This is a genomic window from Streptomyces sp. NPDC022910 (genome assembly GCF_055561075.1).
In genome coordinates this window covers 36681-61675 of sequence record NZ_JBVHHL010000011.1, presented here as the reverse complement: position 1 = coordinate 61675, position 24995 = coordinate 36681, and the positions used below count along the sequence as shown (strand labels likewise).

The window sequence follows — 24995 nt, the reverse complement described above, 5'->3', positions numbered from 1 at the left end:
TCGTGAGGATCGGCGCGGCCGTGCGACGCTTCCGGGGCAGCCGTGGCCGAACAGGGAGCGGGCTCACAGCTCAGGAACGGGGCTCTTCCTCGAAGCTGGCGAAGTACGCGGCCGCCATGTCCTCGTCGGCGTGACCCTGGGCGGCGGCGCGGTGGAGGCGTTCCGCGGTGGCGGCGGCCACGTCGAGGCGCACGCCGTTCTTCTCACCGGCCCGCACGATCAGACGGGCGTCCTTCTCCGCGGTCGCCACCGCGAAACTGGCCGGGGTCAGCTTGTCGTTCAGGATGACGTCGGCCTTGGCGCGCAGATACCCCATGTCGAGCGGGCCGCCGCCGATGAGATCGAAGAAGTTCTGCGGGTCCACGTCCAGGGCCCGGGCCAGGGCCAGGACCTCGCCGCCCGCGGCGGTGACCGCGAGGACCCAGCTGTTGACCACCAGCTTCAGACGGGTGGAGCTGCCCGCCGCACCGTCCTCGCCCGTCCACAGGGTGCGGGCGCCGACGGCGTCGAAGACGGGCGTCACGGTGTCCCGGCCCTCGGCGGGACCCGCGGCGAGGACGGTCAGCTGCCCGGCCTCCGCGGGCTGGCGGGTACCCAGCACCGGGGCGTCGTAGAAGACCAGGCCGTGCTCCCGGGCGACGGCCGCCAGGTCGCCGACGTCCTCGATCCCCGCGGTGGTCGACTGGGCCCAGACGATGCCGGAGCGCAGCCCGGAGGCGGCCTCCCGCATGACGTCGAGCACGGCCTTGCCGTCGTACAGCATGGTCACGACGACGTCCGCGCCCCGCACGGCCTCGGCGGGGGTGTCGGCGATGTGCGCGCCGTCGGCGGCCAGCGGCTCGGCCTTGGCGCGGGTGCGGTTCCAGGCGCGGACGGTGTGTCCGGCGCGGGCGATGTTGCGGGCCATCGCCGCACCCATGATCCCTGTGCCCAGGACGCTCACGGTGAGCTTGTCTGTCATGACGTCAACTTCCTGATCCGTACGGTGGGTAGTGCGCGCTTCCTATGCTCGCTCAGGCGCGCGCCCGCGGCGCCACGGACAAGGCGGCCCGTAGCGCCCGCCGGCGTGCAGCATCAGCACTGTCCCCACGACCACCAGCCCCGCCGTACGCGATGTGGATGGCGGCGGGAGCGAAGAGGTACGGCCACGCGCGCGGCGCGGGAAAGACCGTGACCGTGGTCATGGCAAGCCCGATGAGCATCCCACCGCCCGCGATCAGCGTGAAGCCGTCCGCCTTGTCGGTGATGCGGTGCGCGATCGCGTTCCAGCCGGCGTGCGTGACGCGGCGAGCAGCACCGCCACGGTGACCGCCGACGTCACACGGACTGCTCGCGCACATCCACCAGCGTACCGCCCGCGTGGGCGATCAACGTCCTCGGGTCCATCGGGAACACGGTGTACGGGGTGCCCGCCGCGGCCCACACCGTGTCGTGGGCGAGCAGCGAGCGGTCGGCGAGCACGCGTGTCTTCGTACGGTGCCCGAAGGGCGGCACTCCGCCGATCGCGTACCCGGTGGTCTCCCGCACGACGTCGGCCTTGGCTCGGGTCACCTTCTCGGCGCCCAGTTCCTCCCGGACGCGCTCCACGTCCACCCGGGACGCCCCGTCCATGAGGACGACGACGGGCACCCCTCCCCCGAGCCCTACGCTCTGCTCCAGCTGCGGGGACCCCCATGCCGCGAAGATCAACGACTTGCAGATCTGACCGAGGTCGCACCCGATCGCGGCGGCGGCCTCGGCGGCGGTACGGGTGGCGTCCGGGAATCGCCGGATCCGTCCGTGGAGCTCACCGAGCCCGAGCTCTTCGAGGGCCTCGGCGAACCGTGGATGAGCTCCGGCATTCTCAGCGTCGGTCGTCGTCATGAACGGCAGGCTAGCCGCCGGTCACGTGGGTCACGAATGAATTCCGTCCGCCGCCGGCACCGGCGGACAGGGGCCGCCCCTACGGCCGTACGCCGACTGCCGCGCCACCTCGCCGCGATGGCACGGCAATCCGCATCCGTGAAGCGGGCCTCAGACCCCTACCAGCTCCCGGTCCTGATCCGCGTCCGGGTCCCTGCGGCCACCACCGGCCTGCGCACGCAGCCCCTCACCCTCCACGTCCACGTTCGGCAAGGCACGGTCCAACCACTTCGGAAGCCACCAGGCCTTCCGGCCCAGCAGCGCGAGGACCGCCGGGACGAGCGCCATCCGCACCACGAACGCGTCGAAGAAGACCGCGATCGCGAGACCGAAGCCGATCATCTTGATCATGGACTCGCTGGAGCCGATGAAGCCGGAGAAGACGGCGATCATGATGACGGCGGCCGCGGTGACGACCCGCGCGCCGTGCCGGAAGCCGGTCACGATCGCCTGACCCGGGGTCTCCCCGTGGACATACGCCTCGCGCATCCGGGTCACGAGGAAGACCTCGTAGTCCATCGCCAGGCCGAAGACGACGCCCACCATGAAGATCGGCATCATCGACATGATCGGACCCGTCTCCTCGACCCCCATCAGGCCGGACAGCCAGCCCCACTGGAACACCGCGACCACCGCGCCGAGCGCCGCCATCACCGAGAGCAGGAAGCCGAGCGCCGCCTTCAGCGGGACCAGGATCGAACGGAAGACCACGATCAGGAGGAGGAAGGCGAGGCCCACGACCAGCGCCAGATACGGGACCAGCGCGTCGTTCAGCTTCTGCGACACGTCGATGTTCATCGCCGTCGAACCCGTGACCAGCAGCTCCGCGCCCGTGTCCGCCTTGATGCCGACACCTGCGTCACGGATGCCGTGCACCAGGTCCTCGGTCGTGGTGGAGGAAGGCTTGGAACCGGGGATGACGGTGATCGTCGCCGTGTCACCGGACTTGTTGTAGGTCGCCGGCGTCACCGTCACGACGTCCTTCAAGCCCTTGATGTCGTCGGTCACCGTCGCGACCGCCGCCTTCGGATCGTCGCTCGCCTTCGCGTCGACCACGACCATCAGCGGCCCGTTGAAGCCGGGGCCGAAGCCCTCCGACAGCAGGTCGTACGCCCGGCGCTGCGTCGTTGACGTCGGCTGCGAACCGTCGTCCGGCAGGCCCAGCTCCAGCTTCGACGCCGGAAGGGCCGCGGCACCGAGTCCGACGACGCCCAGCAGCAGGACGGCGACCGGACGGCGCACGACGAAGCTCGCCCAGCGCGTGCCCATGTTCGGCCGGTCCTTCTTGGCGGCGGTCCGGCCGCCGCCCAGCAGCTTGCTCTTCTCGCCCGCCGGCTTGACCTTGCGGCCCGCGTAGCCGAGCAGCGCCGGGATCATCGTCAGTGCGATCAGGACCGCGATGGCTACCGTGCCCGCCGCGGCGACACCCATCTTCGTCAGCATCGGGATGTTCACGACCGCGAGACCCACCAGTGCGATCACGACCGTCAGACCCGCGAAGACCACCGCCGATCCCGCCGTGCCGACCGCGCGGCCCGCCGCCTCCTCGCGCTCGCGGCCCTCGGCCAGCTCGGCCCGGTAGCGGGAGACGATGAACAGCGCGTAGTCGATGCCGACCGCAAGGCCGATCATCATCGCCAGCGTCGAGGTGGTGGAGCCCAGGTTCAGCGCGCTCGCCAGCGCCGTGATCGTGGAGACGCCGATGCCGACGCCGATCAGGGCCGTGAGCAGGGGCAGTCCGGCCGCGACCAGCGAGCCGAAGGTGATGATGAGGACGACGGCGGCGACCGCGATGCCGATGACCTCCGTGGCACCCGTCTCCGGTACCGCCGACAGCGCGTCACCGCCGATCTCGACGGTCAGCCCGCCGTCCCGCGCGTGCTGCGCGGCCTGTTCCAGAGCGTCCTTCGAGGCGTCCTGCAGCTCCATGCCGGAGACTTTGTACTTCACCTGCGCGTAGGCGATCGAGCCGTCCTTGCTGACGGCGTGCGCGGTGAACGGGTCGGCGACGGAGGTGACCTCCGAGCCGTCACGCAGCTCCCTGACCGTCTCCTTGACGACCGCCTTGTTGTCCTTGGCGGTCACCTTCTCCCCGCCCGGCGCCTTGAAGACGACGCGTGCGGTGGCCCCGTCGGCACTCATGCCGGGGAAGCGCTGTTCCAGCAGGTCGAAGGCCTGCTGCGCCTCCGTGCCCGGGATGGAGAAGGACGAGGAGCCCGCTGCGGGGGCACTGGCTGCGCCGACGCCCGCGAGCGTCAGCAGCGCCACCCAGATCAGGGCGACGAAATGCCGGCGCCGGAAGGCGAGCCGGCCGAGTTTATAGAGGAATGTGGCCACGAGGGCGTACTCCCGGTCAGGTCGTGGGGTATTCAGGGCAGGGGTGATCAGCCCGACGACGTGAGCGGTGACGTCAGGAGGGGGCTAGCTCGGGGGACTGCTCAGGTGGTGGGCACGCCGAGGGCGGGGAGGACCACGGCGTCGACGTACGACTTGAGGAAGGCCTGTGTCGGCGGCTGGTCGTCGATCAGCGCACGGGTGACGAACCCGCCGATCAGCATGTGCACCAGGAAGTCCAGTGCCGGGCAGTCCGCACGGATCTCGCCCCGGTCGATGGCGCGCTGCAGCACGCGCTGCAACCCGGCCATCTCGGGTTCGATCAGCAGCTCCCGAAACGCCTGGCGCAGGTCGTCGTTGTGGTGCATCGCCATGGCGACGCCCCGCATCAGGGCGGAGTTCTGCTCCATGACGCAGTCGTCCTCACGCGCCAACAGGGCGCGCAGATCGCCCCGTAGCGAACCGGTGTCGATCGCGTCGACGGGGCCCGGCTTGCCGTGCCGGATGGCCTTCACCACCAGCTCGGCCTTGCCGCCCCACTGACGGTAGAGCGTCGCCTTGCTGGACCGCGTGCGGGCGGCCACGGCGTCCATCGTCAGGGCGTCGTAGCCGACCTCCCGGAGCAGGTCGAGCACGGCCTCGTACAACTCGGCCTCGCGTTCGGGGGTGATCCGACTGCGACGCCCCGGTGCAAGCACCGGCTCCACCGGAGCGGCTGACGCCACGCCCCTGGATGCCTCAGCCACCTGACTCACCTTCCTGCTCCGCGCCCGGAGCCGCAGGACGCCGAACGACACGGTTTCGTACGTCAGTGACGATACCCCGACGAGCAAGCGAAACGAAACCGTTTCGTACGTGTCTTGAATCACGGGCCCGGCGCTCAACCGGCGGACGGGCCCGCAACCCACCCGGCCGTACGAGTTGCCGTGCCCCGTCCACGGGAAAAGCATGGGTAGGTGAGCGATGCGAGCGATGTGTTCGAAAACGCACCCGGCTACCTCCGCTTCCCGCATCTGCACGGCGACCGTCTGTGCTTCGCCGCCGAGGACGACCTGTGGGTGGCCCAGGTGGACGGCTCCGGCCGCGCCTGGCGGCTCACCGTCGACCGTACGAAGATCGGCCATCCGCGCTTCTCGCCCGGCGGACGGCTCATCGCGTACACGAGCTGGCGCAGCCTGGTCCCGGAGATCCATCTGACCCCGGTGGACGGCGGCCCCGGCCGACGGCTCACCTACTGGGGCAGCAGCGACACGCGCGTGTGCGGCTGGACCCCGGACGGCCACATCCTCGCCGTCGCCTCGCACGGCGAGCCCTTCTCGTACTTCACCTGGGCCTACAAGGTCACCACCGACGGCGACCCCGGCGGCAAGCTGCCCTGGGGTCCGGTCTCGGACATCGCCGTGGCCGACATCGAGGGCGAGCACAAGACCCTGCTGCTGACCGGCACCCCGCCGCACGAACCGGCCTCCTGGAAGCGCTACCGCGGTGGCGCCATGGGCCGGTTGTGGCTGCACGGGCAGCGGCTGCTAGCCGACCTCGAAGGCCATCTCGACTCGCCGATGTTCGTGGACGGGCGGATCGCTTTCCTCTCCGACCATGAGGGCATCGGCAACCTGTACTCGTGCGCGTACGACGGCACCGACCTGCGCCGCCACACCGACCACGACGCCTTCTACGCCCGCCACGCCTCCAGCGACGGCATGCGGGTGGTGTACCAGTGCGCGGGCGACCTGTGGATCGTCGACGACCTCTCCCCCGACTCGATCCCGCGCCGCCTCGACATACGCCTGGGCGGACCGCGCGCGGGGCGCCGCCCGTACCAGGTACCGGCCGCGCAGCACGTGGACGGGATCTCGGTCGACGAGACAGGGCGGGCCAGTGCCGTCGTCGTCCGCGGCAGCCTGTACTGGCTCACGCACCGGGACGGCCCCGCCCGGACGATCACGGACACCCCCGGCGTACGGGTCCGGCTTCCGGACATGCTCGGCGTGGGCGCACAGGTCGCCTACATCACGGACGCGGAGGGCGACGACGCGATCGAGATCGCGTATCTGCCCCGTGCCTCGGGCGACCGCGTGCCACGCCGACTGGCCTCCGGCGAACTGGGCCGCGTACTGGAGATGGTGGCGGACCCGCAGGGTGAGCGGCTCGCGATCGCCTCGAACGACGGGCGGCTGCTGCTGGTCACCGTCTCCGAGGAGGCGGTCGCCGCCGCGGGGACGGAGCGGCCGGACGAGCAGGAGGAGCCGGAGAAGCCAGAGGAGCCGGAGAAGCCAGAGGAGTCGGAGAAGCCAGAGGAGTCGGACGGTGCGGTCACCGAGCTGATCCGCTCGATCAACGGGCCGGTGCGGGACCTGGCCTTCTCCCCGGACGGGGCGTGGCTGACGTGGTCGCATCCGGGGATAGGCCGGTCGCTGCGGCGGATCAAGATGGCCCGGATCAAGGACCGGCTGATCGTCGACGTCACGAACGGCCGCTTCGAGGACGAGAACCCGGTGTTCACCCGGGACGGGCGCTACCTGGCGTTCCTGTCCTGGCGCGGCTTCGACCCGGTGTACGACGTGCACACCGGCGACCTGTCCTTCCCGCTCGGCTGCCGCCCGTATCTGGCCCCCCTCTCCTCGGCGACCCCCTCCCCCTTCGCGCTGAACCCGGAGGGACGGCCCGCGGCCGGCGGGCTCGACCCGCTGGAGGAAGAAGAGGGCGACGGCGTGGTGACGGTCGAGATCGAGGGACTGGAGAACCGGGTGACGCCGTTCCCGGTCGCGGCATCGAAGTACTCGGAGCTGCGCCCGGTCGCGGGCGGCGGGCTGGTGTGGCTGCGCTGGCCGATCTCGGGTGCGCTCGGCGAGACGTTCGTGAACCCGGACGACACCTCCGGCCGCCCGACCCTGGAACACTTCACCATCAGCAAGGCGAAGAAGTCCGAACTGGTCGGCCATCTGGACTGGTTCGCGGTGAGCGGGGACGGCACACGGCTCGTCGTCGTCGACGAGGGCGATCTGCGGGCGGTCCCGTCGACGGAGTCCGGCGACACCGACACGACGGTCTGGATCGATGCGCGCCGCATCATGCACGAGGTGGACCCCGGGGCCGAGTGGCGGCAGGCCTACGCGGAGGCGGGGCGGCTGATCCGGGCGTACTTCTGGGAGCCGGACATGTGCGGGATCGACTGGGACGCGATCCTGGCGCAGTACCGCCCGCTGGTCGAACGGGTCGCGTCGCCGGACGAGTTCGCGGACCTGCTGCGCGAGGTACTGGGCGAGCTGGGCACGTCGCACGCCTATGTGTCGCCGGCCCGGCGCAACGAGGGTCCGGCGCACTACCAGCGCTACCAGGGCCTGCTGGGCGCCAACTTCGTCCGCCGTGACGGAAGCTGGGTGGTCAAACGGATCCTGCCGGGCGAGTCGTCGGACTCGAAGGCGCGCTCGCCGCTGGCGGGCGCGGGGATCCGGGAGGGAGCCGTCCTGACCCATGTGGACGGGCGGCCGGTGGACCCGGTGACAGGGCCGTATCCGTTGCTGGCGGGGGCGGGCGGCACGACGGTGGAGCTGACGTTCGTCCCGGCGGAAGGGGAGGGCGGCCCCCGTCGTGTGGCCGTGATCCCCCTCATCGACGAGCGGCCGTTGCGCTACCAGGACTGGGTGGCCAAACGCCGAGAGGTCGTACGGGAGTTGAGCGGCGGCCGCTGCGGATACCTGCACATCCCGGACATGGGAGGTTCGGGCTGGGCGCAGTTCAACCGGGACCTGCGGATGGAGGTCTCCCGGCCCGCGCTCATCGTGGACGTGCGCGGCAACGCGGGCGGCCACATCAGCGAGCTGGTCATCGAGAAGCTGACGCGCAAGATCCTGGGCTGGGACCTGACGCGCAACGCCCAGCCGGTGTCGTACACCTCCAACGCCCCCAGGGGACCGATCGTGGCGCTGGCCGACGAGGCGACGTCCTCCGACGGCGACATGATCACGGCGGCCATCAAACTGCTGGAACTCGGCCCGGTGGTGGGCTCGCGCACCTGGGGCGGCGTGGTCGGCATGACGGGCCGCCACCGCCTGGGCGACGGCACGGTGATCACGGTCCCGATGAACGCGGCGTGGTTCGAGGAGTACGGCTGGTCGGTCGAGAACCGGGGCGTGGAACCGGACCTGGAGATCCTGCGCACCCCCCTGGACTGGGCCGAGGGCCGCCACAGGCAGCTGGACGACGCGGTGGGACTGGCCCTGGACCTCCTCCACACCCACCCACCGGCGACTCCCCCGGACTACAGGGAAGTCCCCGACCGAATCCGCCCGAAACTGCCCCCGAGGACGACGGGTTGATCGCGCTGCGGGCATGCGTTCTGCAGAGCGGAAGCACGCAAAGAGTGGGGACCCCCAAAAGTGGCACGAAAAGTGGGGCACCCTCAAAGAGGGCACCCCACTCACGGCCGAAGCCGAGCGCAGTGACTAGGCGTCGTAGTCCTGGTTGAAGCGGTCCTCCGCCTCATCCCGCAGCCGCCGCGCCTCGTCCTGCGACTGACGACCGCGTTGCGGGTTCTGCTGGGACTGCTGGGACTGCCGTCCACGCTGCTGGGCCTGCTGCTTGGCCTGGTCCGCCTTCTGCTTGGCCTGCTGCTTCGCCTGCCCGGACTTCTCCTGGAACTGGTCCTTCATGCCCATGTGTGTTCACTCCCGTAGTGGGTGAGGGGATTGGGCCTCGACCAGACTGACACGCACGGACAAAGCACGCATTTCGATCAGTTACGCAGCGTACCGCGCTGCTGCTCATCGGCCTCTCCGCCGGCCCCCACCAGCCCCGTCCGCACCCCCTTGAGCCGCGGCTCGAACCTCCGCATCTCCCGCTGCCCCACCGTCGCGATGATCCCGGGCAGATACCCGCGCACGGCCTGCATCCCGCGCAGCCACGCCTGGCCGTACACATGGCTCGACCGCCGCTCGATCCCGGCCACGATCCGGTCCACCGCCGGTCCCAGCGGATACGTCTTGTTGGACGGCCACGGCAGCCGCTGCCGCAGTTCCCGCATCACCTCGTCCCGGTCGGCGCCGCGCACCATGTCCGTGTCGGTCCACGACAGATACCCGACCCCGACCCGTACGCCCTTGTGTGCGACTTCGGCACGCAGACTGTGCGCGTACGCCTCCACACCCGACTTGGACGCGCAGTACGCCGTCATCATCGGCGCGGGCGTGATCGCCGCGAGCGAGGCGATCTGGAGCAGATAACCCCGGCTCTCCGTCAGCACCGGCAGGAAGGCTCGGGCCGTCACCGCCGAGCCGATCAGATTGACCTCGATGACCCGCCGCCACGCCTCGGGGTCGGAGCCGGCGAACGGACCGCCGTTCGCCACACCCGCGTTGGCGACCACGATGTCGACCTTTCCGAACCGCTCCTTCACCCCCCGAGCGACCCGCGTCATCGCCTCGTGGTCGGTGACGTCGGCGTACCAGTGGCCGCTGTCCCCGTACAGCTGCTCCGAGACCTGTTTGAGCTCGTCCGCCTCCAGGCCGACGAGCGCGACCTTCGCCCCGCGCGCCGACAGCTTGCGGGCCAGCAACTCGCCGACACCCCGCGCGGCGCCGGTGACGACCGCGACCTGTCCCTCCAGGCTCACCTTGCTCATGCCCCCTCCTCGATCCGTGCGTCCGCCGCGTAGGCGGTCACGAGTTCCCGGATCTTCCCGGTCACCAGCTCCGGTGCCTCCACCGGTGTCATATGGCCCAGGCCCGGCAGCTCCGTGCTGCCCACGCAGTGCGGCAGCGCGGCGACCAGCGCCCGTGCGTGCACCGGCGGGGTGAGCCGGTCCGCCGTGCCGACCACGACCTCCGTCGGCACCGTCAACTCCCCTACGCCCGCTTCCAGATCCAGTCCTTCGAGCACGCGCGACCAGGCGTGGCGCACCTGACGGGGGCAGGCGTGCACCACGCGCGCACACGCCTCCACCATGGCCGGCGTCGAACCGGCGCCCATGGTCGCGTACTTGAGGATGCGCCGGGCCGCCGGCGTGACGGGCCCGAGCGGGGCACGGGAGCCCAGGACGCGCGCCGTGAACCAGGTGCGTACGCGCCCGGCGGGCAGCGGCACCACAAGCGCCTCGGCGACGAGACGTGCACTTCCGGTGCTGCACAACAGGACGGCCGCCGTGTGCGCCCGGAAGCGGGGGCGTGCGGCCGCGGCCAGCACCGTCATCCCGCCCATGGAGTGCCCCGCGACCACGGCCCTCTCCCCCGGTGCGAGCGTGGCCGCGAGTACCGCCTCCAGGTCGTCGGCGAGTGCCTCCGTGCTGCACAGGGGGCTCGCGGGGCTGCGCCCGTGTCCCCGCTGGTCGTACGCGATCACCCGGTGGTCGGCGGCGAGGTCCCGGATCTGCGCGGCCCAGAAGGCGGTCGAGCAGGTCCAGCCGTGTGCGAGGACGACCGGGGGCGCGTCCTCGGGTCCGTGTACCTCCACGTGCAACCGGGCGCCGTCGGCGGAGCGGACGGTCAGCTCGCGGACGGGGACCGGCGGTGCGTACGGCCCGCTCACGACATGCGCAGGCCGGCTCATGCGCGCGCCTCCACCTTCGTCTCGTCGCAACGCTCGCGCGTCACCGGTGCCTCCGGGCCGCGGACCACCTCGTACTCCGCCAGGTCCACGCGTCGCGTCGCGCCCCGGAACTCCGTGGTCGTACCGGGCCAGATGGTGGTGTTGCGGCCGCTCGCGTCCAGATACCAGCTGGTGCAGCCGCCGGTGTTCCACACCGTGCGCTTCATGCGTTCCTGCACCTTGTGGTTCCAGGCGTCGACGGCACCCGACCGGGCGTCGAGCGCGACCCGGCCGCCGAGGACCTCCAACTGCCGTAGATAGTCGGCCATGTAGTTCAGCTGCGACTCGATCATCAGGATCATCGAGGAGTTGCCGAGCCCCGTGTTGGGCCCGATGATCGTCATCCAGTTGGGGAACCCGGAGGCCGTCGCGCCGCGCAGCGATTTCATGCCCTCGCTCCACACTTCCGCGAGCGTCCGGCCGTCGGCACCGACGACCCGCTCGGCGATCGGCATGTCGGTGACGTGGAAACCCGTACCGAAGACGATCGCGTCGACCTCGGCCTCGGTGCCGTCGGCGGCGACGACGGTGGAGCCGCGGACCTCGCTCAGGCCACTGGCGACCACGTCCACATTGGGCTGCGCCAACGCCGGGTAGTAGGTGCTGGACAGCAGGATCCGCTTGCAGCCGATGCGGTAGTCGGGCGTGAGCTTGGCGCGCAGGGCCGGGTCCTTGATGGCGCGCGCCATATTGCGCTTGGCCAGCTGCTCGACGAAACCGAGCTCCTCCGGATGCTTGGTGAACGCCTGGACCTGCAACTCCCGGATGCCCCAGAGCAGTCCGCGCCGCAGCTGCGTGGTGAAGGGCAGTGCACGGTGCAGCCCGCGTTCCAGGCCGCTGATGGCCCGGTCGACGCGCGGCATCACCCACGGCGGGGTGCGCTGGAAGAGCGTGAGCTTCGCGACGTCGGGCTGGATGGACGGCACGATCTGGATGGCGGACGCTCCCGTGCCGACCATTGCGACCCGCTTTCCGCGCAGGTCGTAGTCATGGTCCCAGCGGGCGGAGTGGAAGACCTGGCCGGGAAAGGAGTCAAGACCGGGTATGTCCGGGATCCTGGGATCGGACAGCGGCCCGGTGGCGGAGACGACGACGTCGGCAGTGAGTGCCCCACTGCTGGTCTCGATCGCCCAGTGCAGCTGCTCCGTGTCCCAAGTCATCAGCTTCACCTCGGAGTTGAAGCGGATGTGCGGGCGCAGCCGGAAGACGTCCGTCACGTGCTCCAGGTAGGCGCGGATGTGCTCCTGCCCGGAAAAGGTGCGCGGCCAGTCGGGGTTGGGCGCGAAGGAGAAGGAGTAGAGATGGGACGGCACGTCACAGGCACACCCCGGGTAACTGTTGTCGCGCCAGGTGCCGCCGACGCCGCCGGCCCGCTCCAGGACGACGAAGTCGGTGACTCCCTCGCGGCGCAACCGCACGGCGGCCCCGAGACCGCCGAACCCGGACCCGACCACCGCCACCCGTACATGAGGCACATGCTCGTGCTCGGCCATCCCGACGCCCCTCCATGCCTGATGTGACCCTGCCAGTGAACACTGGCGCAATGGGAGAGTAGGGCAGGTGCGTACCGATGGGTAGGGGGCGGACGAGGAAAGTTACCCGGGGTACGACGTAGGGTGCGGGGGTGGCAGACGACGGGGAGCGGCGCGAGTACCGCATGGAGGAGCTGGCCAAGGAGGTCGGCATCACGGTCCGCACCCTGCGTTTCTACCGCGAGCGCAAACTGATCCAGCCACCACGCCGCGAGGGCCGCATCGCCTGGTACGACGACACACACCTGGCCCGACTGCGCACGATCTCGGCGCTCCTGGAACGCGGGCACACCCTGAACGGCATCGCGGAGCTGGCCGAGGCGTTCGACCACGGGCGGGACGTGGGCGACCTGCTCGGCCTCGGCGCGCCCACCGAGGAGACCCCGGTCCGCCTCACGCCCGAGGCCCTGGCCGACGTGTTCGGCGCCGAGGCGACCCCCGAGAACCTCGCCGCGGCCCTCGACCTCGGCTACCTCGGCACGGACCGCGGCGAGATCGTCCACATCAGCCGCCGCCTGCTGGACGTCTCGGCGGCCCTGGTCCGCGAGGGCATCCCGCTCGCGGACGTCCTGGCCGCCGCCCGCCGCGTCCGCGAACACGCGGAGGCCCTGGCGGACGTCTTCGCGGACCTGATGACCGCCCACAACCGCTCCGCGGAGGACGCCCAACGCCTGCGCCCCCTGGCGCAGAGCGTCGTGGAGGCGGAACTGTCCCTGGCCCTTGACCGGCGGTTGCGGAAGCAGCCGTAGCGGTTTTACGGGTCGTACACCACGGTCACCGGCGCGTGGTCCGACCACCGCTCGGCATGCGTGGCCGCCCGCTCCACGAATCCCTTGACGGCCTTGGCCGCCAGCCCCGGCGTCGCCACGTGGTAGTCGATACGCCATCCCGTGTCGTTGTCGAAAGCGCGCCCGCGGTACGACCACCACGAGTACGGCCCCTCGGCATCGGGGTGCAGAGCACGGACGACATCGACGTACCCGCCCTGGTTCTGGTCGAAGACGCCGCCCAGCCACTCCCGTTCCTCCGGCAGGAAGCCGGAGTTCTTCTGGTTGCCGCGCCAGTTCTTCAGGTCGACCTCGCGGTGGGCGATGTTCCAGTCGCCGCAGACCACCACCTGCCTTCCGTCGGCGGCGGCCCGCTCCCGAAGGTCCTTCAGGTAGCCGAGGAACTCGGCCATGAACCGCACCTTCTCGTCCTGCCGCGCGGTCCCGACCTCTCCGGAGGGCAGATACAGACTGGCCACGGTGACCCCGGGCAGATCGGCCTCGACGTATCGCCCGCTGCCGTCGAACTCGGCGGACCCGAACCCGACCCGCACATGATCAGGCTCGCGCCGCGTGTAGAGCGACACCCCGGCGCGCCCCTTCGCGACGGCGGGGGCATGGACGACATGCCACCCCTCGGGCGCTCGGACGCTCTCCGGCAGTTGCCCGGGCTCGGCCCGCACCTCCTGAAGGCACAGCACATCGGCGGAGGTTCCGGCGAGCCACTCCACAAAACCCTTCTTCGCGGCGGCGCGCAGCCCGTTCACATTCACGGAGGTCACAGTGAGCACCCGGGAACCATACCGGCACACTGGTAAAGCACCAGTCCCCGAAGTTGCATAGATGTACGATGGTTAGCATGAATATCCGCCGGGTCTCCTTCGACCACCCCGACGCCGTCAAGCTCAACGACCAGGTCCAGGCCGAGTACCACGTGCGCTACGGCGACGGGGGCGATGCCACCCACTTGAACCCGGCGATGTTCGAGCCGCCCGCCGGGCTCTACCTGATCGCGTACGACGCACAGGACCGTCCCGTCGCCACGGGCGGCTGGCGCACCCAGGAGAAGAACCACGAGGGGTACCTTGACGGGGACGCCGAACTCAAGCGGATGTACGTCATAGAGGAGCTGCGCGGCCGCGGCCTGGCGCGCCGCATCCTGGCCGCTCTGGAGGAGGACGCCCGCGCGGCCGGCCGCACCCGCATGGTCCTGGAGACGGGCACCAAGCAGCCGGAGGCCGTGGCCCTCTACACCTCCAGCGGCTACGAACCGTGCGCCAAGTTCGGCTACTACCGCTTCGACGAACTCAGCCTGTGCTTCGCGAAGACGCTGTAACACGCCGCCGGCCGGACCTCGCCCGGGCCCTGTGCGCCGCCCCGCGTCCGTGAACTCTTCGCGGTAGGCGACTGATTCAGCGGTTCCGGGGCGAATGACCTTCGGGCCACTGCTTTGTGAGGAGTGAGCAGGGCTGGACCGACGAGCTGCGTCTGAAGATCCAGGTGTTGCAACGCGGCCAGCGTGCTGTCGGCGGAACCGGGTGTGTCGGGCCATGCGGCACGGGCCGCGGCCAGGTGCGCGCGACGAGGGCCCGCAGGCCGTGGCCGGCGTCCGCGGCCGGCAAGGTGCGGGGTCGGACGGTTCGTGCAGCATCACGTGCGGGGAGCACCGCGGATGGCTTCGCTGCCGGACATCGGCAGGTGCCGCACCGGAGCCCACCGCGGATCTCCCATGCCTGATCGAAGGCTGGTCGGCCCCAGGAGACGCTCGCCCGGTTCGCAAGGACGCTGGGGCTCCGTACCCGGACGAGCTGATAGAACGCGAACGTGATCGCCGGAGAGATCACGCTGCAGATGCCACTCCCCCGCTGCCCCAGATCTCCAGCTCCGCAGGGGACGGGAGTTGGCCAAGCAAGCTGCCGCTGGGCTGTGGATGGACTCCGGCTTCGTGTTCACCACCGCTACGCCGGGCGTTGCGCAAGCTCGGCAAGCACCTTGGGGAGCAAGATCGAAAGTCGTTGCTGTACTTCGCTGCTGTACAACACGTCAGAGCCCCGGTCGGTGTTCACCGACCGGGGCTCTGAGCTGCGTGGACCTGAGGGGATTTGAACCCCTGGCCCCCTCGATGCGAACGAGGTGCGCTACCGGACTGCGCCACAGGCCCTTGCAACGACTGAAACTCTAGCATCCCCATCGGCCTGCCCGGAAATCCGTTCCGCCCTGGTCAACGACAGGAGCGTGGGACGCCGCCGACTCACCGGCGGCTACTCGTTGGCGGCCCGGGGCCGTTCTCCGTCCTCGTACTGGTCGAACAGCGGCGTACGCCCCCGCTCCCGGGACCGACGCGCGGACGCCGCCCGCCGGGCGTCGCTGCGGTCACTGTCCGCGGACTCCGTCGGCTCCTCGGCCCCCGCCGCTGCTTCCCCGGAATCCGGCTCGGCGTCGGCCGCGGACACGGGCGCCGCCGCCTCCGCAGCACTGGACCGGGCGGAGCTCCACGCGTCCGGTGCCCCGAGGTCCATGCTCGGCGTCGCCCGCGGAGCGACCGGGGCGGTCACATACGTCGGCAGCGGTACCGGGACCGGGTCCCAGCTCTCGCCGTGCGCCGGTCTGCGCTCCCTCTCGCGCTGCTGGTCCACCCACTCCGCGTGATCGGTCTGCTCGACGAGCGCCCGGCGGTCGGCCGCGAGCGCGGACAGCCCGGCGTCGCTCTCCGGCTCGGGTGCCTCCTCCGTCTCGTCCGCGTCGGAGCCGACCGGCGGCCGCCGCCTAGGCTGCCGCTCCCGCAGCCGCTGCGCAGCCGCCTCGGCCTGCCGCCGGTCCATCGTGTAGGTGAAACGCTTGCGCTCCTGCGCCCGCAGATACGCGATGTACGCACTCAGCAGCACGGCCGGCACCCCGGGCGCCCACAGGAAGGCGAGCCCGCCGACCGCGGCGACGATCGCGCCGAGCGTGAACGCGAGAAAGAGCACGACGGTCGTGCGCCGTCGGCGCGCGAGCACTTTCAAGCGCCGGGCGCGTGCCATGGCCTCCGCCGAGGAAGCCTTCCGTGCGGCGGGCACACCCTTGCCCGCCGCAGGGCGGGCGCTCTTCGGCTCGGAGGCGGGCGGGGCGCCCTTCGCCGTGCGCTGCGCCCCGGCGGCCTGGGACGGGGCCGGCGTGCCGGACTTGGACGCCCCGGGGCCTCCCGGCTCCTGCCGGGCCGGCGTGCCGGACTTGGACGCCCCGGGGCCTCCCGGCTCCTGCCGGGCCGACGTGCCGGACTTGGACGCCCCCGGGCCTGTCGGCTCCTGCCGGGCCGGTGGCCCCGCCGGCTCCACCCGCGCCCGCGCCTGCTGGCCCGGGGGCATGGCAAAGGCCCGGACGTCCACCGAATCGGTGACGGCGCCCGGCCGGGCACTGGGCTCGCCCTGTTCGGTGGAGCGCGCCCGCAGGTCCTTGGCGTATCGGCGCTCCATGCCCGCCCGTCCGGACAGCAGCCGGATGGCGGTGCTGAAGCGTTCCGTCGGACGAGACTCGTTCAGCTCGTCCTGCCTACGGAGCCACATCGGCACCAAGTAGGCGGCCCAGGCCCCGACGATGACTGCGTAGATGAGGCCGCTGCTGCTCACGCCTCACACGGTAGAGGGGTTTGCGTGAGGCCATCTGCCAATTGCGCCGGTGTGTCGCACGATCTGGCTGATATTTCGAAACTTTTTTGGGACCGATGCGATCAGCGGGCCAACGGGACCGCTAATGCATTGGGCCCGGACGATCGGCACCCGATCAATTTCGAACACATTTTTTATTTGCCGGGGTGCGCCGACTTGCCGGGATCCGTGCTCGTGCCCCGCGCGGGGGAACTCCGACTCTGCGCGCGTGCCTGCTGCGAGCGTGCCCGGCGCCAGCGCGCCAGCAACCCCTCGGGCACCTCTTCCGCGGTGAGCGCGAAGACGAGATGGTCGCGCCAGGCTCCGTCGATGTGCAGATAACGCGGCCGCAGCCCCTCCTCGCGGAATCCGAGTTTCTCCACGACCCGGCGGCTCGGCCCGTTCTCCGGGCGAATACAGACTTCGATGCGGTGCAGCCCGACGGTCCTGAAGCAGTGGTCGACCACGAGCGCCACGGCTGTCGGCATCACCCCGCGGCCCGCGACCGCCTCGTCCACCCAGTAGCCGACGTGCCCCGAGCACATCGATCCCCAGGTGATCCCGGCCACCGTCAACTGCCCGACGAGCCGTCCCTGGTACTCGATGACGAAGGGCAGCATCCGGCCCGCGTTGGCCTCGCTGCGCAGATGCCGGACCATCTGGCGATAGGTCGGCCGGTGGGTGATCGGACCACTGGGCGTGGGCGGCGGAATAGTGGCCTCCCACGGGCGCAGCCAATCCCGGTTGCGTCGGTTGACCTCGCGCCACACCCGCTGGTCGCGCAGCCTTATCGGCCGGAGGACGACATCGCCGTCCACCAGCTCGACGGGCCAGGATGGGCTGTTCAGCTCGCACCCCCACTCGGTCTGGAGCGGTCCTCGCCCACCGGGGGCCCGCCCGTGTCGGACCTAGGGTGGTCACCGCCGCGGATCTGGTCGACGGCATGGACCAACAGGGGTTCCAGGACGGCCAGTCCGTCCTTCACCCCGCCGGTGGATCCCGGCAGGTTCACGATCAACGTCCCGTCGGCGACCCCGGCGAGCCCCCGGGAGAGCGCCGCCGTGGGCACCTTCTCTCTTCCGAACGCTCTGATGGCCTCGGGAATGCCCGGCACCTCGTAGTCGATCATCGCCCGGGTCGCCTCGGGGGTGCGGTCGGTGGGCGAGACGCCGGTGCCTCCGGTCGTCACGATCACGTCGTAGCCGGCGCGGGAGCCCGTCCGCAGTGCGCTCTCCACCGGCTCCCCGTCCGGGACCACCCACGGCCCGTCGACCGCGAAGCCGAACCGTATGAGCGCCTCCGCGATCAGAGGCCCGCCCTTGTCCTCGTACACACCCGCGGCCGCGCGGTTGGAGGCGGTCACCACCAGGGCCGCGTACGGTGCCGACAGGGCGCCGCCGGTCGGCGGCCCGTCCGGTGCCGTCATTCCCGGCTCCAGTCGCCCGACTTGCCGCCCGTCTTCTCCTCCACACGCACGTCCGTGATCACCGCACCCTTGTCGACCGCCTTGACCATGTCGATCACGGTCAGTGCCGCGACACTGACCGCGGTGAGCGCCTCCATCTCGACACCCGTGCGGTCGGTCGTCTTCACGGTGGCCGTGATCTCCACGGCGTCGTCCGCGACCGACAGATCAAGCTTCACACCCGACACCGACAACGGGTGGCACAGGGGGATCAGGTCCGGTGTGCGCTTGGCGCCCATGATGCCCGCGATACGCGCGGTGGCGAGAGCGTCGCCCTTGGGAACGCCCTGGCCACGCAAGAGCTCGATCACGCGCGGCGAGACCAGCACGCGACCGCTGGCGCGCGCGGTGCGCGCGGTCACGTCCTTCCCGGAGACGTCTACCATGCGGGCGGCCCCCGCGTCGTCGATGTGGGTCAGTCTGTCCTGCGTGCTCATGTGCTGCGGCGCTCCCGGTCCGGGCCCGGCGCGGTGCGGCGCGCGGGCCTGTTGTGCGCGACACGGTACCGCCAACTCGGCGCGATCAGCCTGGCAAGGTCCGATGACCGGACGGCCGACCCAGGCCCGACGCCCCAGCCCATGGGCTCCGGGCCGGGCGAAGCCCCCGAACCGGGACACTCGGACGGAGGGAATCCCCCGCACCCCATGCTTCGGGGCAGGGCTCCCGGCCGCGGCACTCCGCCGGAGCCACACCCCGGAGACGGCAGATCGCAGGGCGATCTCCCGGAAACGGCCGCGCGCCGGGCGACGTCCCCGCACGGGACGCCCCGCCGCGCGAGGCCCGGAGACACGGCCGCCCAGCCCGGCGGCCCCCACGGCCCGGACACCGAACCAGCGGGGTCCAGGCGCCACAGGCTCGGGCGGTCAGCCGAGGAGGACCACCTCGACCTCGGTACCCGGCTCGACGGACGTGTCGTCCTCGGGGACGACGATCAGCGCGTCGGCCTGCGCGAGGGCCGCGATCAGATGGGAGCCGGCGCCGCCGACCGGGGTCACCGTGCCGTCGGCGTACTTCCCGCGCAGGAACTGCCTTCGGCCCGCGGGCGAGGTCAGCGCCTTGTCCGTCCGGAGGACGGCCCTGACCCGGGGCCGGTGCACGTCCTTGAGACCCATCAGGGTGCGGATCGCGGGGCGTACGAACAGTTCGAAGGAGACATACGACGACACCGGGTTGCCCGGCAGCGCGAGCAGTGGGGTGTGATCGGGGCCGATGGAGCCGAAACCCTGGGGCTTGCCGGGCTGCATGGCGAGCTTGCGGAACTCGACGCCGCTGCCGGGCTCGTCCTCGTCCCCTACGGAGGAGAGAGCCTCCTTGACGACGTCGTACGCCCCCACGCTCACCCCTCCGGTGGTGACCACGAGGTCGGCGCGGACGAGTTGGTCCTCGATGGTGGAGCGGAGCGTGTCGGCGTCGTCGGCGACCGCTCCGACCCGGTAGGCGATGGCTCCGGCGTCCCGCGCGGCCGCGGTGAGGGCGAAGCTGTTGGAGTCGTAGATCTGGCCGACCGCCAGTTCCTCGTCGGGCTGGACGAGTTCGCTGCCGGTGGACAGCACGACCACGCGCGGGCGCGGGCGCACGCGTACCGTGCCGCGCCCGATCGCGGCGAGCAGTGCGATCTGCGACGACCCGAGCACGGTGCCTGCCGCGAGGGCGAGGTCGCCGGCCTTCACGTCGCTGCCCTTCTCTCGCACGTGCGCGCGTGCCTCGGCCGGGCGGTGCACGCGCACCTGCCCGGTGGCGCCCTCGGGCGACAGGCTGCGGGCCCGCATCCCGGAGACGGGGCCGCCGCCCATCCCGCCGTCGGTCCACTCGACGGGGACGACGGTCTCGGCACCGGGTGGCAGCGGGGCGCCGGTCATGATGCGCGCGGCCTCGCCGGGCCCCACGTGGAGCAGGTCGGCAGCGCCCGCCGCGACGTCCCCGACCACCGTGAGGACGGCCGGGAACTCCTCGCTCGCACCCGCGACATCCGCGACGCGCACCGCGTACCCGTCCATCGAGCTGTTGTCGAACGGCGGCAGGGAGACCGGCACCGTGACGTCGTCGACCAGGAGACAGCCCTGGGCGTCGAGCAGCTGCAGCTCGATGGGTTCCAGGGGGCGGACGGCAGCGAGGATGTCCTCCAGGTGTTCGTCCACCGACCAGAGGTGGTCCTGGCCGGCGGGGCGGGTCGCGGCGGGGCTCAAGATCGCTACATCTCCTCGGCTACGTAACTGCGAAGCCAGGTCCGGAAGTCCGGGCCCAGGTCTTCACGTTCGCACGCGAGTCTGACAATGGCACGCAGGTAGTCGCCACGGTCCCCGGTGTCATAGCGGCGGCCCTTGAAGACGACGCCGTGCACGGGGCCGCCGACCTTCTCGTCCTCGGCGAGCTGCTGGAGGGCGTCGGTGAGCTGGATCTCGCCGCCGCGGCCCGGCTCGGTCTTGCGCAGTATGTCGAAGACGTGCGGGTCGAGGACGTAGCGGCCGATGACCGCGTAGTTCGACGGGGCGTCCGCGGGATCCGGCTTCTCGACCAGGCCGGTCACCTTGACGACGTCGCCGTCCTCGGTGGGCTCCACGGCCGCACACCCGTAGAGGTGGATCTGCTCCGGCGCGACCTCCATGAGCGCGATGACGCTGCCGCCGCGCTGTTCCTGTACCTGGACCATGCGGGCCAGCAGGGGGTCGCGCGGGTCGATCAGGTCGTCGCCGAGGAGGACGGCGAAGGGCTCGTGGCCGACGTGCGGGGCGGCGCACAGGACGGCGTGCCCGAGGCCCCTGGGGTCGCCCTGGCGGACGTAGTGCATGGTGGCGAGGTCGCTGGACTCCTGGACCTTCGCGAGCCGTCCGGCGTCACCCTTCTTCTGGAGGGCCGACTCGAGCTCGTAGTTGCGGTCGAAGTGGTCCTCGAGGGGGCGCTTGTTGCGGCCGGTGATCATCAGGACGTCGTCGAGCCCCGCGGACACGGCCTCCTCGACCACGTACTGGATTGCGGGCTTGTCAACGACCGGCAGCATCTCCTTGGGGGTGGCCTTGGTGGCCGGCAGGAACCGGGTGCCGAGGCCTGCTGCGGGAATGACAGCCTTGGTGATCCTGGGGTGCGACTCAGTCATGCCCGCCACCATATCCGGTGCCTATGTGCGGAATCTGTGGCCTCGGTCAATTCGCTCTCATATGAGCGCATTAAGGAAGGTAGGGCAGTGAGCTGTGGTTCCCATGGAACACGAGGCCGAGCCTGGCAAGCGTATGTTGCGGCGAGGATTCCTCGAGGTGAGGGACAGGTTGACGTCGGATGACGTCGGGGAGGCGGCAGCCGCACTCGCCGAGCGGGCGCTGGAGCTGCCGGAGCTGGCACAGGCGCGCACGGTGGCCGCGTACGTCTCCGTGGGGAGCGAACCCGGCACCCTGGCGCTCCTGGACGCACTGCGCGCGCGGGGCGTGCGCGTGCTGCTCCCCGTACTCCTCCCGGACAACGACCTCGACTGGGGTGCCTACGCCGGGCCGGACTCCCTCGAACGCGTCCGGCACGGCGGGAGGATGGCCCTCCTGGAGCCCGCGGGCGAACGCCTGGGCCCGGAGGCCGTAGGACAGGCCGACGCCGTGCTGCTGCCCGGGCTGGCGGTCGACGCCCGGGGCATGCGCCTCGGGCGCGGCGGGGGCTCGTACGACCGCGTACTGGCCCGTCTGGAGCGCGAGGGTGCCGATCCCGCGCTGGTGGTCCTCCTGTACGACGCGGAGGTCGTCGAGCACGTCCCCGAGGAGCCGCACGACCGTCCCGTGCACGCGGTGGTGACCCCGTCGGGCGTGCGCCGCTTTCGCAAGCCCTCCGGCAGGCACTGAGGGATCCGGAGCGCCAAGCGGCCCTCCACGCGCGCATGGAGGGCCGCTTTCACGACACGGCGTCCGTCAGGGCTTGAGCACCAGGGTGTCGGCCGTGTTCTTGTCGACCGCGTACTTCGAGAACTCCCACGGCAGCAGTTCGCCCGCGGCCCACTTGTCCGTCTGGTCGGTGTAGTGGGCGCTGTAGGCGTGACCGGAGGCGCCGGAGAGGTTGATCCACTTCGACTTGTCGAGGTCGTCCAGGTTGACCACCATCCGCATCGACGGCACCCAGACGACGCCGTAGCCGCCCGCCGCGTTCCAGCCGGTGGCGTTCACGGTCGCCTCACCGCCGTCGAGCTTCCAGGGACCGCGGTTGAGCATGTACTGCAGCACCCCGGGGCCGTCCGTGCCCAGCGTCTGGTTCTTCAGGAACAGACGGTGCAGCCGGCCCCAGCTCCACGTGTCGACGTCCTTGCCGAGCTTGGCGGTCAGCTCCCAGCGCGCGTCCGTCATGGCGCGAGCGAACAGCTCGTCGCGCGTCGTGGTGGCCGCCTGGGTGCGCGTCTTGGGTGTCTGCCACCAGTCGTTCTTCGGGTCGTCGATGATGGTGCGCACCACCTCGAACCAGCGGTCGCCACCGTCCGGCTGTGCCTGGTCCGCGTCGCGCTCGCCGCACTCGCGCACCTTCTGGTCCTCGTCCGCGGGCCCGGTGGTACCGGTCGGCTCGACCCACAGACACTGACCCTTGACCCGCAGCTCCTTGGGCAGCTTGTTGCCGAAGGCGAGCTTGAGGATGTTGCGCCAGACGGCGTTGAAGTACGCGGCGGCCGCCGAGTCGGCGTCCTGGGTGTAGTCCCAGCCCTCCAGCAGCTTCTGCGTCTCACGGACGTTCTTGTCGGCGACGTCGATCTTGAGCAGCTTGGGCACCAGCAGCTTGGCGATCTCGCTGCTGCTGTCGAGCTGCATCTGCCGCATGTCGTCCGTCGAGATCTTCCCGCCGCCCTTGATCTTCGACTCGATCAGGTCGGTGATCCGCTGGCTGCGTGTGCCGTAGCCCCAGTCCGTCGTGAGCGTGTAGGGGTACTTGTCCTTGTCGATCACGGCCTGGTTGGCGGTGACGATGTAGCCGCGCTTCGGGTTGAACTCGTACGGCAGCTCCGCCTGCGGAATGTAGGGGCCCCAGGCGTAGCTGGAGTCCCAGCCGGGCGCCGGGATCGAGCCGTCGTGGTTCTTCGAGCGCGTGGGGATCCTGCCCGGCAGCTGGTAGCCGATGTTTCCCTTGGTGTCGGCGTAGACGAGGTTCTGCGAGGGCACGTCGAAGGACCTGGACGCCGCACGGAACTCGTCCCAGTCGGACGCCTTGTCCATTTCGAACACGGCGTCCATGGAGTTACCGGCGTCCAGGGCGGTCCAGCGCAGCGCGATGCCGTAGCCGTCGCCGCGGTCGGGCGCCGCAGTATCGACGGTGGCCTTCTTGCCGACCTTGACGAGCTCGTCGTCGCGGTCGGACAGCAGCGGGCCGTTGTTCGTCTCACGGACGACGATCTTCTTGGAGTCGCTGCCGGCGACCTTGATCGTCTCGGTGCGGGTGGTGAACGGGCGCACCTTGCCGTCGTAGAGGTAGCCGTCACCGGACAGCTTCTCCAGGTACAGGTCGGTGACGTCGACGCCGGAGTTGGTCATGCCCCAGGCGATGTTCTGATTGTGGCCGATTATCACGCCGGGCATGCCCGCGAAGGTGTACCCCGTGACGTCGTACTGGCACTTGCTGGAGACCGTGGTGCAGTGCAGCCCCATCTGGTACCAGACCGACGGCAGCGAGGCCGACAGGTGCGGGTCGTTGGCCAGCAGCGGCTTGCCGGTGATGGTGTGGTTGCCGGCCACGACCCAGGAGTTGGAGCCGATGCCGTTGCCGTTCACGCCCACCGCGGTCGGAACGTCGTCCAGGACGTTGTAGAGGCCCGCCAGCTGGCTCTGCAGGGCCGAGGAGGCCGAGGTCGACGTGGAGGTCCCGGTCGTCGACTGCGTGCCCGTCGAGCCGCTCTGCTCGAACGTCTTGGTGAGGGCGTCGTACTGGCCCTGCTGGACGATCGGCTTGTTGCGGCTGTAGGGGTACTCCGGGTACAGGTCCGCGATCTGCTTCGGGCCCAGACGGCTGGTCATCAGGGAGCGGTCGATCTCGTCCTGCATGTTTCCGCGCAGATCCCAGGCCATCGCCTTGAGCCAGGAGACCGAGTCGACCGGGGTCCACGGCTCGGGCTTGTAGTCGTTGGCCAAGCCCAGGGCCGCGTACTCCAGGGAGATGTCCTTGCCGTTCTTGCCCTTCAGATAGGCGTTGACCCCCTCGGCGTACGCCTGGAGGTACTTCTTCGTGGAGGCCGACAGCTTGGTGTCGTACTCCTTCTGCGCCACCCCGTCCCAGCCGAGGGTCCGCAGGAACTCGTCGTTCTTGACCTGGCCTTTTCCGAACATCTCGGACAGGCGCCCGGACGTCATGTGGCGGCGCACGTCCATCTCGTAGAACCGGTCCTGCGCCTGGACGTAGCCCTGCGCCATGAAGAGGTCCTCGTCGGACGAGGCATAGATCTGCGGGATCCCGTAGCCGTCACGCTTGACGTCGACCGGGCCCGACAGGCCGTCCAGGGTGATCGAACCCTTGGTCTGCGGGAAGGAGGCGCGCACGGTGCTGACGGACCAGTAGCCGCCGTAACCGAAACCTCCCACAAGGATCAGAACCAGGACGATCAGTAGCAGACGGGCTCTGCGCCCCTTCTTCCTGCCGGACTTGCCGGGCTTCTGGCCGGAAGAGGCGGTGGTGTTGGGGGGCATCGCTGTCCTTGCTGTCCTAACACGAGCGGCAGGGCGGGCTGTGCTTTCTACTGAGCGCTGGAGCAACCATAGGCGCAGGGCCCGACCCACCTTGACGCGGAGTCGGGAACCGGACCGGACTGGAGTTCGATCATGAGCCTCGCAACGTCAAGAAA

General features: G+C 70.5%; 20 protein-coding genes, 1 tRNA gene and 1 pseudogene. 4 read left to right on the top strand and 18 right to left on the bottom strand.

Annotated elements, in window-relative coordinates:
• Positions 1 to 70: 70 nt before the first annotated feature.
• From ACZ3TS_RS13555 to ACZ3TS_RS13535, 5 genes and pseudogenes are all read right to left on the bottom strand, one after another.
• Complete coding sequence (locus ACZ3TS_RS13555; RefSeq protein ID WP_467617051.1) at positions 71 to 961, bottom strand: NAD(P)-dependent oxidoreductase; 891 nt, start codon at positions 959 to 961, stop codon at positions 71 to 73.
• 145 nt (positions 962 to 1106) lie between these two features.
• Positions 1107 to 1321: pseudogene (locus ACZ3TS_RS13550) on the bottom strand (EamA family transporter); the annotation flags it as partial.
• Complete coding sequence (locus tag ACZ3TS_RS13545) at positions 1318 to 1863, bottom strand: YbaK/EbsC family protein (RefSeq protein WP_467617049.1); 546 nt, start codon at positions 1861 to 1863, stop codon at positions 1318 to 1320. The gene ACZ3TS_RS13545 and the pseudogene ACZ3TS_RS13550, both read right to left, overlap by 4 nt.
• A 150-nt stretch (positions 1864 to 2013) precedes the next feature.
• A complete protein-coding gene (locus ACZ3TS_RS13540; protein ID WP_467617046.1) occupies positions 2014 to 4239 on the bottom strand; it encodes an MMPL family transporter in 2226 nt (741 codons plus the stop codon).
• Between the two features lie 101 nt (positions 4240 to 4340).
• Complete coding sequence (locus tag ACZ3TS_RS13535; protein WP_467617292.1) at positions 4341 to 4934, bottom strand: TetR/AcrR family transcriptional regulator; 594 nt, start codon at positions 4932 to 4934, stop codon at positions 4341 to 4343.
• 258 nt (positions 4935 to 5192) lie between these two features.
• Here ACZ3TS_RS13535 and ACZ3TS_RS13530 point away from each other — a divergent pair, with 258 nt between their 5' ends.
• Positions 5193 to 8555, top strand: a complete 3363-nt coding sequence (locus ACZ3TS_RS13530; RefSeq protein ID WP_467617043.1) for a S41 family peptidase — start codon at positions 5193 to 5195, stop codon at positions 8553 to 8555.
• Between the two features lie 126 nt (positions 8556 to 8681).
• Here ACZ3TS_RS13530 and ACZ3TS_RS13525 read toward each other — a convergent pair whose 3' ends face one another.
• The 4 genes from ACZ3TS_RS13525 to ACZ3TS_RS13510 all read right to left on the bottom strand — a co-directional run bounded on the left by ACZ3TS_RS13525 (position 8682) and on the right by ACZ3TS_RS13510 (position 12311).
• On the bottom strand, positions 8682 to 8894 hold the full coding sequence (locus tag ACZ3TS_RS13525) for a hypothetical protein (RefSeq protein WP_467617041.1): 213 nt from the start codon (positions 8892 to 8894) through the stop codon (positions 8682 to 8684).
• Positions 8895 to 8971: 77 nt separating this feature from the next.
• A complete protein-coding gene (locus ACZ3TS_RS13520) occupies positions 8972 to 9856 on the bottom strand; it encodes an SDR family oxidoreductase (RefSeq protein WP_467617039.1) in 885 nt (294 codons plus the stop codon).
• A complete protein-coding gene (locus tag ACZ3TS_RS13515) occupies positions 9853 to 10779 on the bottom strand; it encodes an alpha/beta fold hydrolase (protein WP_467617036.1) in 927 nt (308 codons plus the stop codon). Before ACZ3TS_RS13515 ends, ACZ3TS_RS13520 begins: the two co-directional genes overlap by 4 nt.
• Positions 10776 to 12311: a flavin-containing monooxygenase gene (locus ACZ3TS_RS13510; RefSeq protein ID WP_467617034.1), complete on the bottom strand. Its 1536-nt coding sequence runs from the start codon at positions 12309 to 12311 to the stop codon at positions 10776 to 10778. Before ACZ3TS_RS13510 ends, ACZ3TS_RS13515 begins: the two co-directional genes overlap by 4 nt.
• 164 nt (positions 12312 to 12475) lie before the next feature.
• On the opposite strand from ACZ3TS_RS13510, the gene ACZ3TS_RS13505 reads away from it, so the two are divergent.
• Entirely contained in the window at positions 12476 to 13099 is a 624-nt protein-coding gene (locus ACZ3TS_RS13505) for a MerR family transcriptional regulator (protein WP_467617290.1), read from the top strand.
• Positions 13100 to 13104: 5 nt separating this feature from the next.
• Here the strand turns inward: ACZ3TS_RS13505 and ACZ3TS_RS13500 are convergent, their stop codons facing one another.
• Positions 13105 to 13908 (bottom strand): exodeoxyribonuclease III, encoded by an 804-nt coding sequence (locus tag ACZ3TS_RS13500; RefSeq protein WP_467617031.1) that lies wholly within the window; start codon positions 13906 to 13908, stop codon positions 13105 to 13107.
• Between the two features lie 68 nt (positions 13909 to 13976).
• Here ACZ3TS_RS13500 and ACZ3TS_RS13495 point away from each other — a divergent pair, with 68 nt between their 5' ends.
• Complete coding sequence (locus ACZ3TS_RS13495; RefSeq protein ID WP_467617029.1) at positions 13977 to 14453, top strand: GNAT family N-acetyltransferase; 477 nt, start codon at positions 13977 to 13979, stop codon at positions 14451 to 14453.
• Between the two features lie 751 nt (positions 14454 to 15204).
• On the opposite strand, the gene ACZ3TS_RS13490 is transcribed toward ACZ3TS_RS13495, so the two are convergent.
• The 7 genes from ACZ3TS_RS13490 to galU all read right to left on the bottom strand — a co-directional run bounded on the left by ACZ3TS_RS13490 (position 15205) and on the right by galU (position 21302).
• Positions 15205 to 15278, bottom strand: a tRNA-Ala gene (locus ACZ3TS_RS13490).
• 100 nt (positions 15279 to 15378) lie between these two features.
• The gene (gene sepX / locus ACZ3TS_RS13485; protein ID WP_467617026.1) at positions 15379 to 16725 is read right to left on the bottom strand and encodes a divisome protein SepX/GlpR; all 1347 of its coding nucleotides are present in this window, start codon (positions 16723 to 16725) and stop codon (positions 15379 to 15381) included.
• Positions 16726 to 16898: 173 nt separating this feature from the next.
• Complete coding sequence (locus ACZ3TS_RS13480) at positions 16899 to 17561, bottom strand: GNAT family N-acetyltransferase (RefSeq protein ID WP_467617024.1); 663 nt, start codon at positions 17559 to 17561, stop codon at positions 16899 to 16901.
• 26 nt (positions 17562 to 17587) lie between these two features.
• The gene (locus ACZ3TS_RS13475) at positions 17588 to 18169 is read right to left on the bottom strand and encodes a MogA/MoaB family molybdenum cofactor biosynthesis protein (protein ID WP_467617021.1); all 582 of its coding nucleotides are present in this window, start codon (positions 18167 to 18169) and stop codon (positions 17588 to 17590) included.
• Complete coding sequence (gene moaC, locus ACZ3TS_RS13470; protein ID WP_467617020.1) at positions 18166 to 18645, bottom strand: cyclic pyranopterin monophosphate synthase MoaC; 480 nt, start codon at positions 18643 to 18645, stop codon at positions 18166 to 18168. Before moaC ends, ACZ3TS_RS13475 begins: the two co-directional genes overlap by 4 nt.
• Positions 18646 to 19071: 426 nt before the next feature.
• A complete protein-coding gene (glp, locus tag ACZ3TS_RS13465; RefSeq protein WP_467617017.1) occupies positions 19072 to 20394 on the bottom strand; it encodes a molybdotransferase-like divisome protein Glp in 1323 nt (440 codons plus the stop codon).
• 5 nt (positions 20395 to 20399) lie between these two features.
• Positions 20400 to 21302, bottom strand: coding sequence for a UTP--glucose-1-phosphate uridylyltransferase GalU (galU, locus tag ACZ3TS_RS13460; protein ID WP_467617015.1), 903 nt, complete (start codon positions 21300 to 21302; stop codon positions 20400 to 20402).
• Between the two features lie 133 nt (positions 21303 to 21435).
• On the opposite strand from galU, the gene ACZ3TS_RS13455 reads away from it, so the two are divergent.
• Positions 21436 to 22029, top strand: a complete 594-nt coding sequence (locus tag ACZ3TS_RS13455; protein WP_467617287.1) for a 5-formyltetrahydrofolate cyclo-ligase — start codon at positions 21436 to 21438, stop codon at positions 22027 to 22029.
• 66 nt (positions 22030 to 22095) lie between these two features.
• On the opposite strand, the gene ACZ3TS_RS13450 is transcribed toward ACZ3TS_RS13455, so the two are convergent.
• Complete coding sequence (locus ACZ3TS_RS13450; RefSeq protein WP_467617013.1) at positions 22096 to 24840, bottom strand: penicillin acylase family protein; 2745 nt, start codon at positions 24838 to 24840, stop codon at positions 22096 to 22098.
• Between the last annotated feature and the right edge of the window lie 155 nt (positions 24841 to 24995).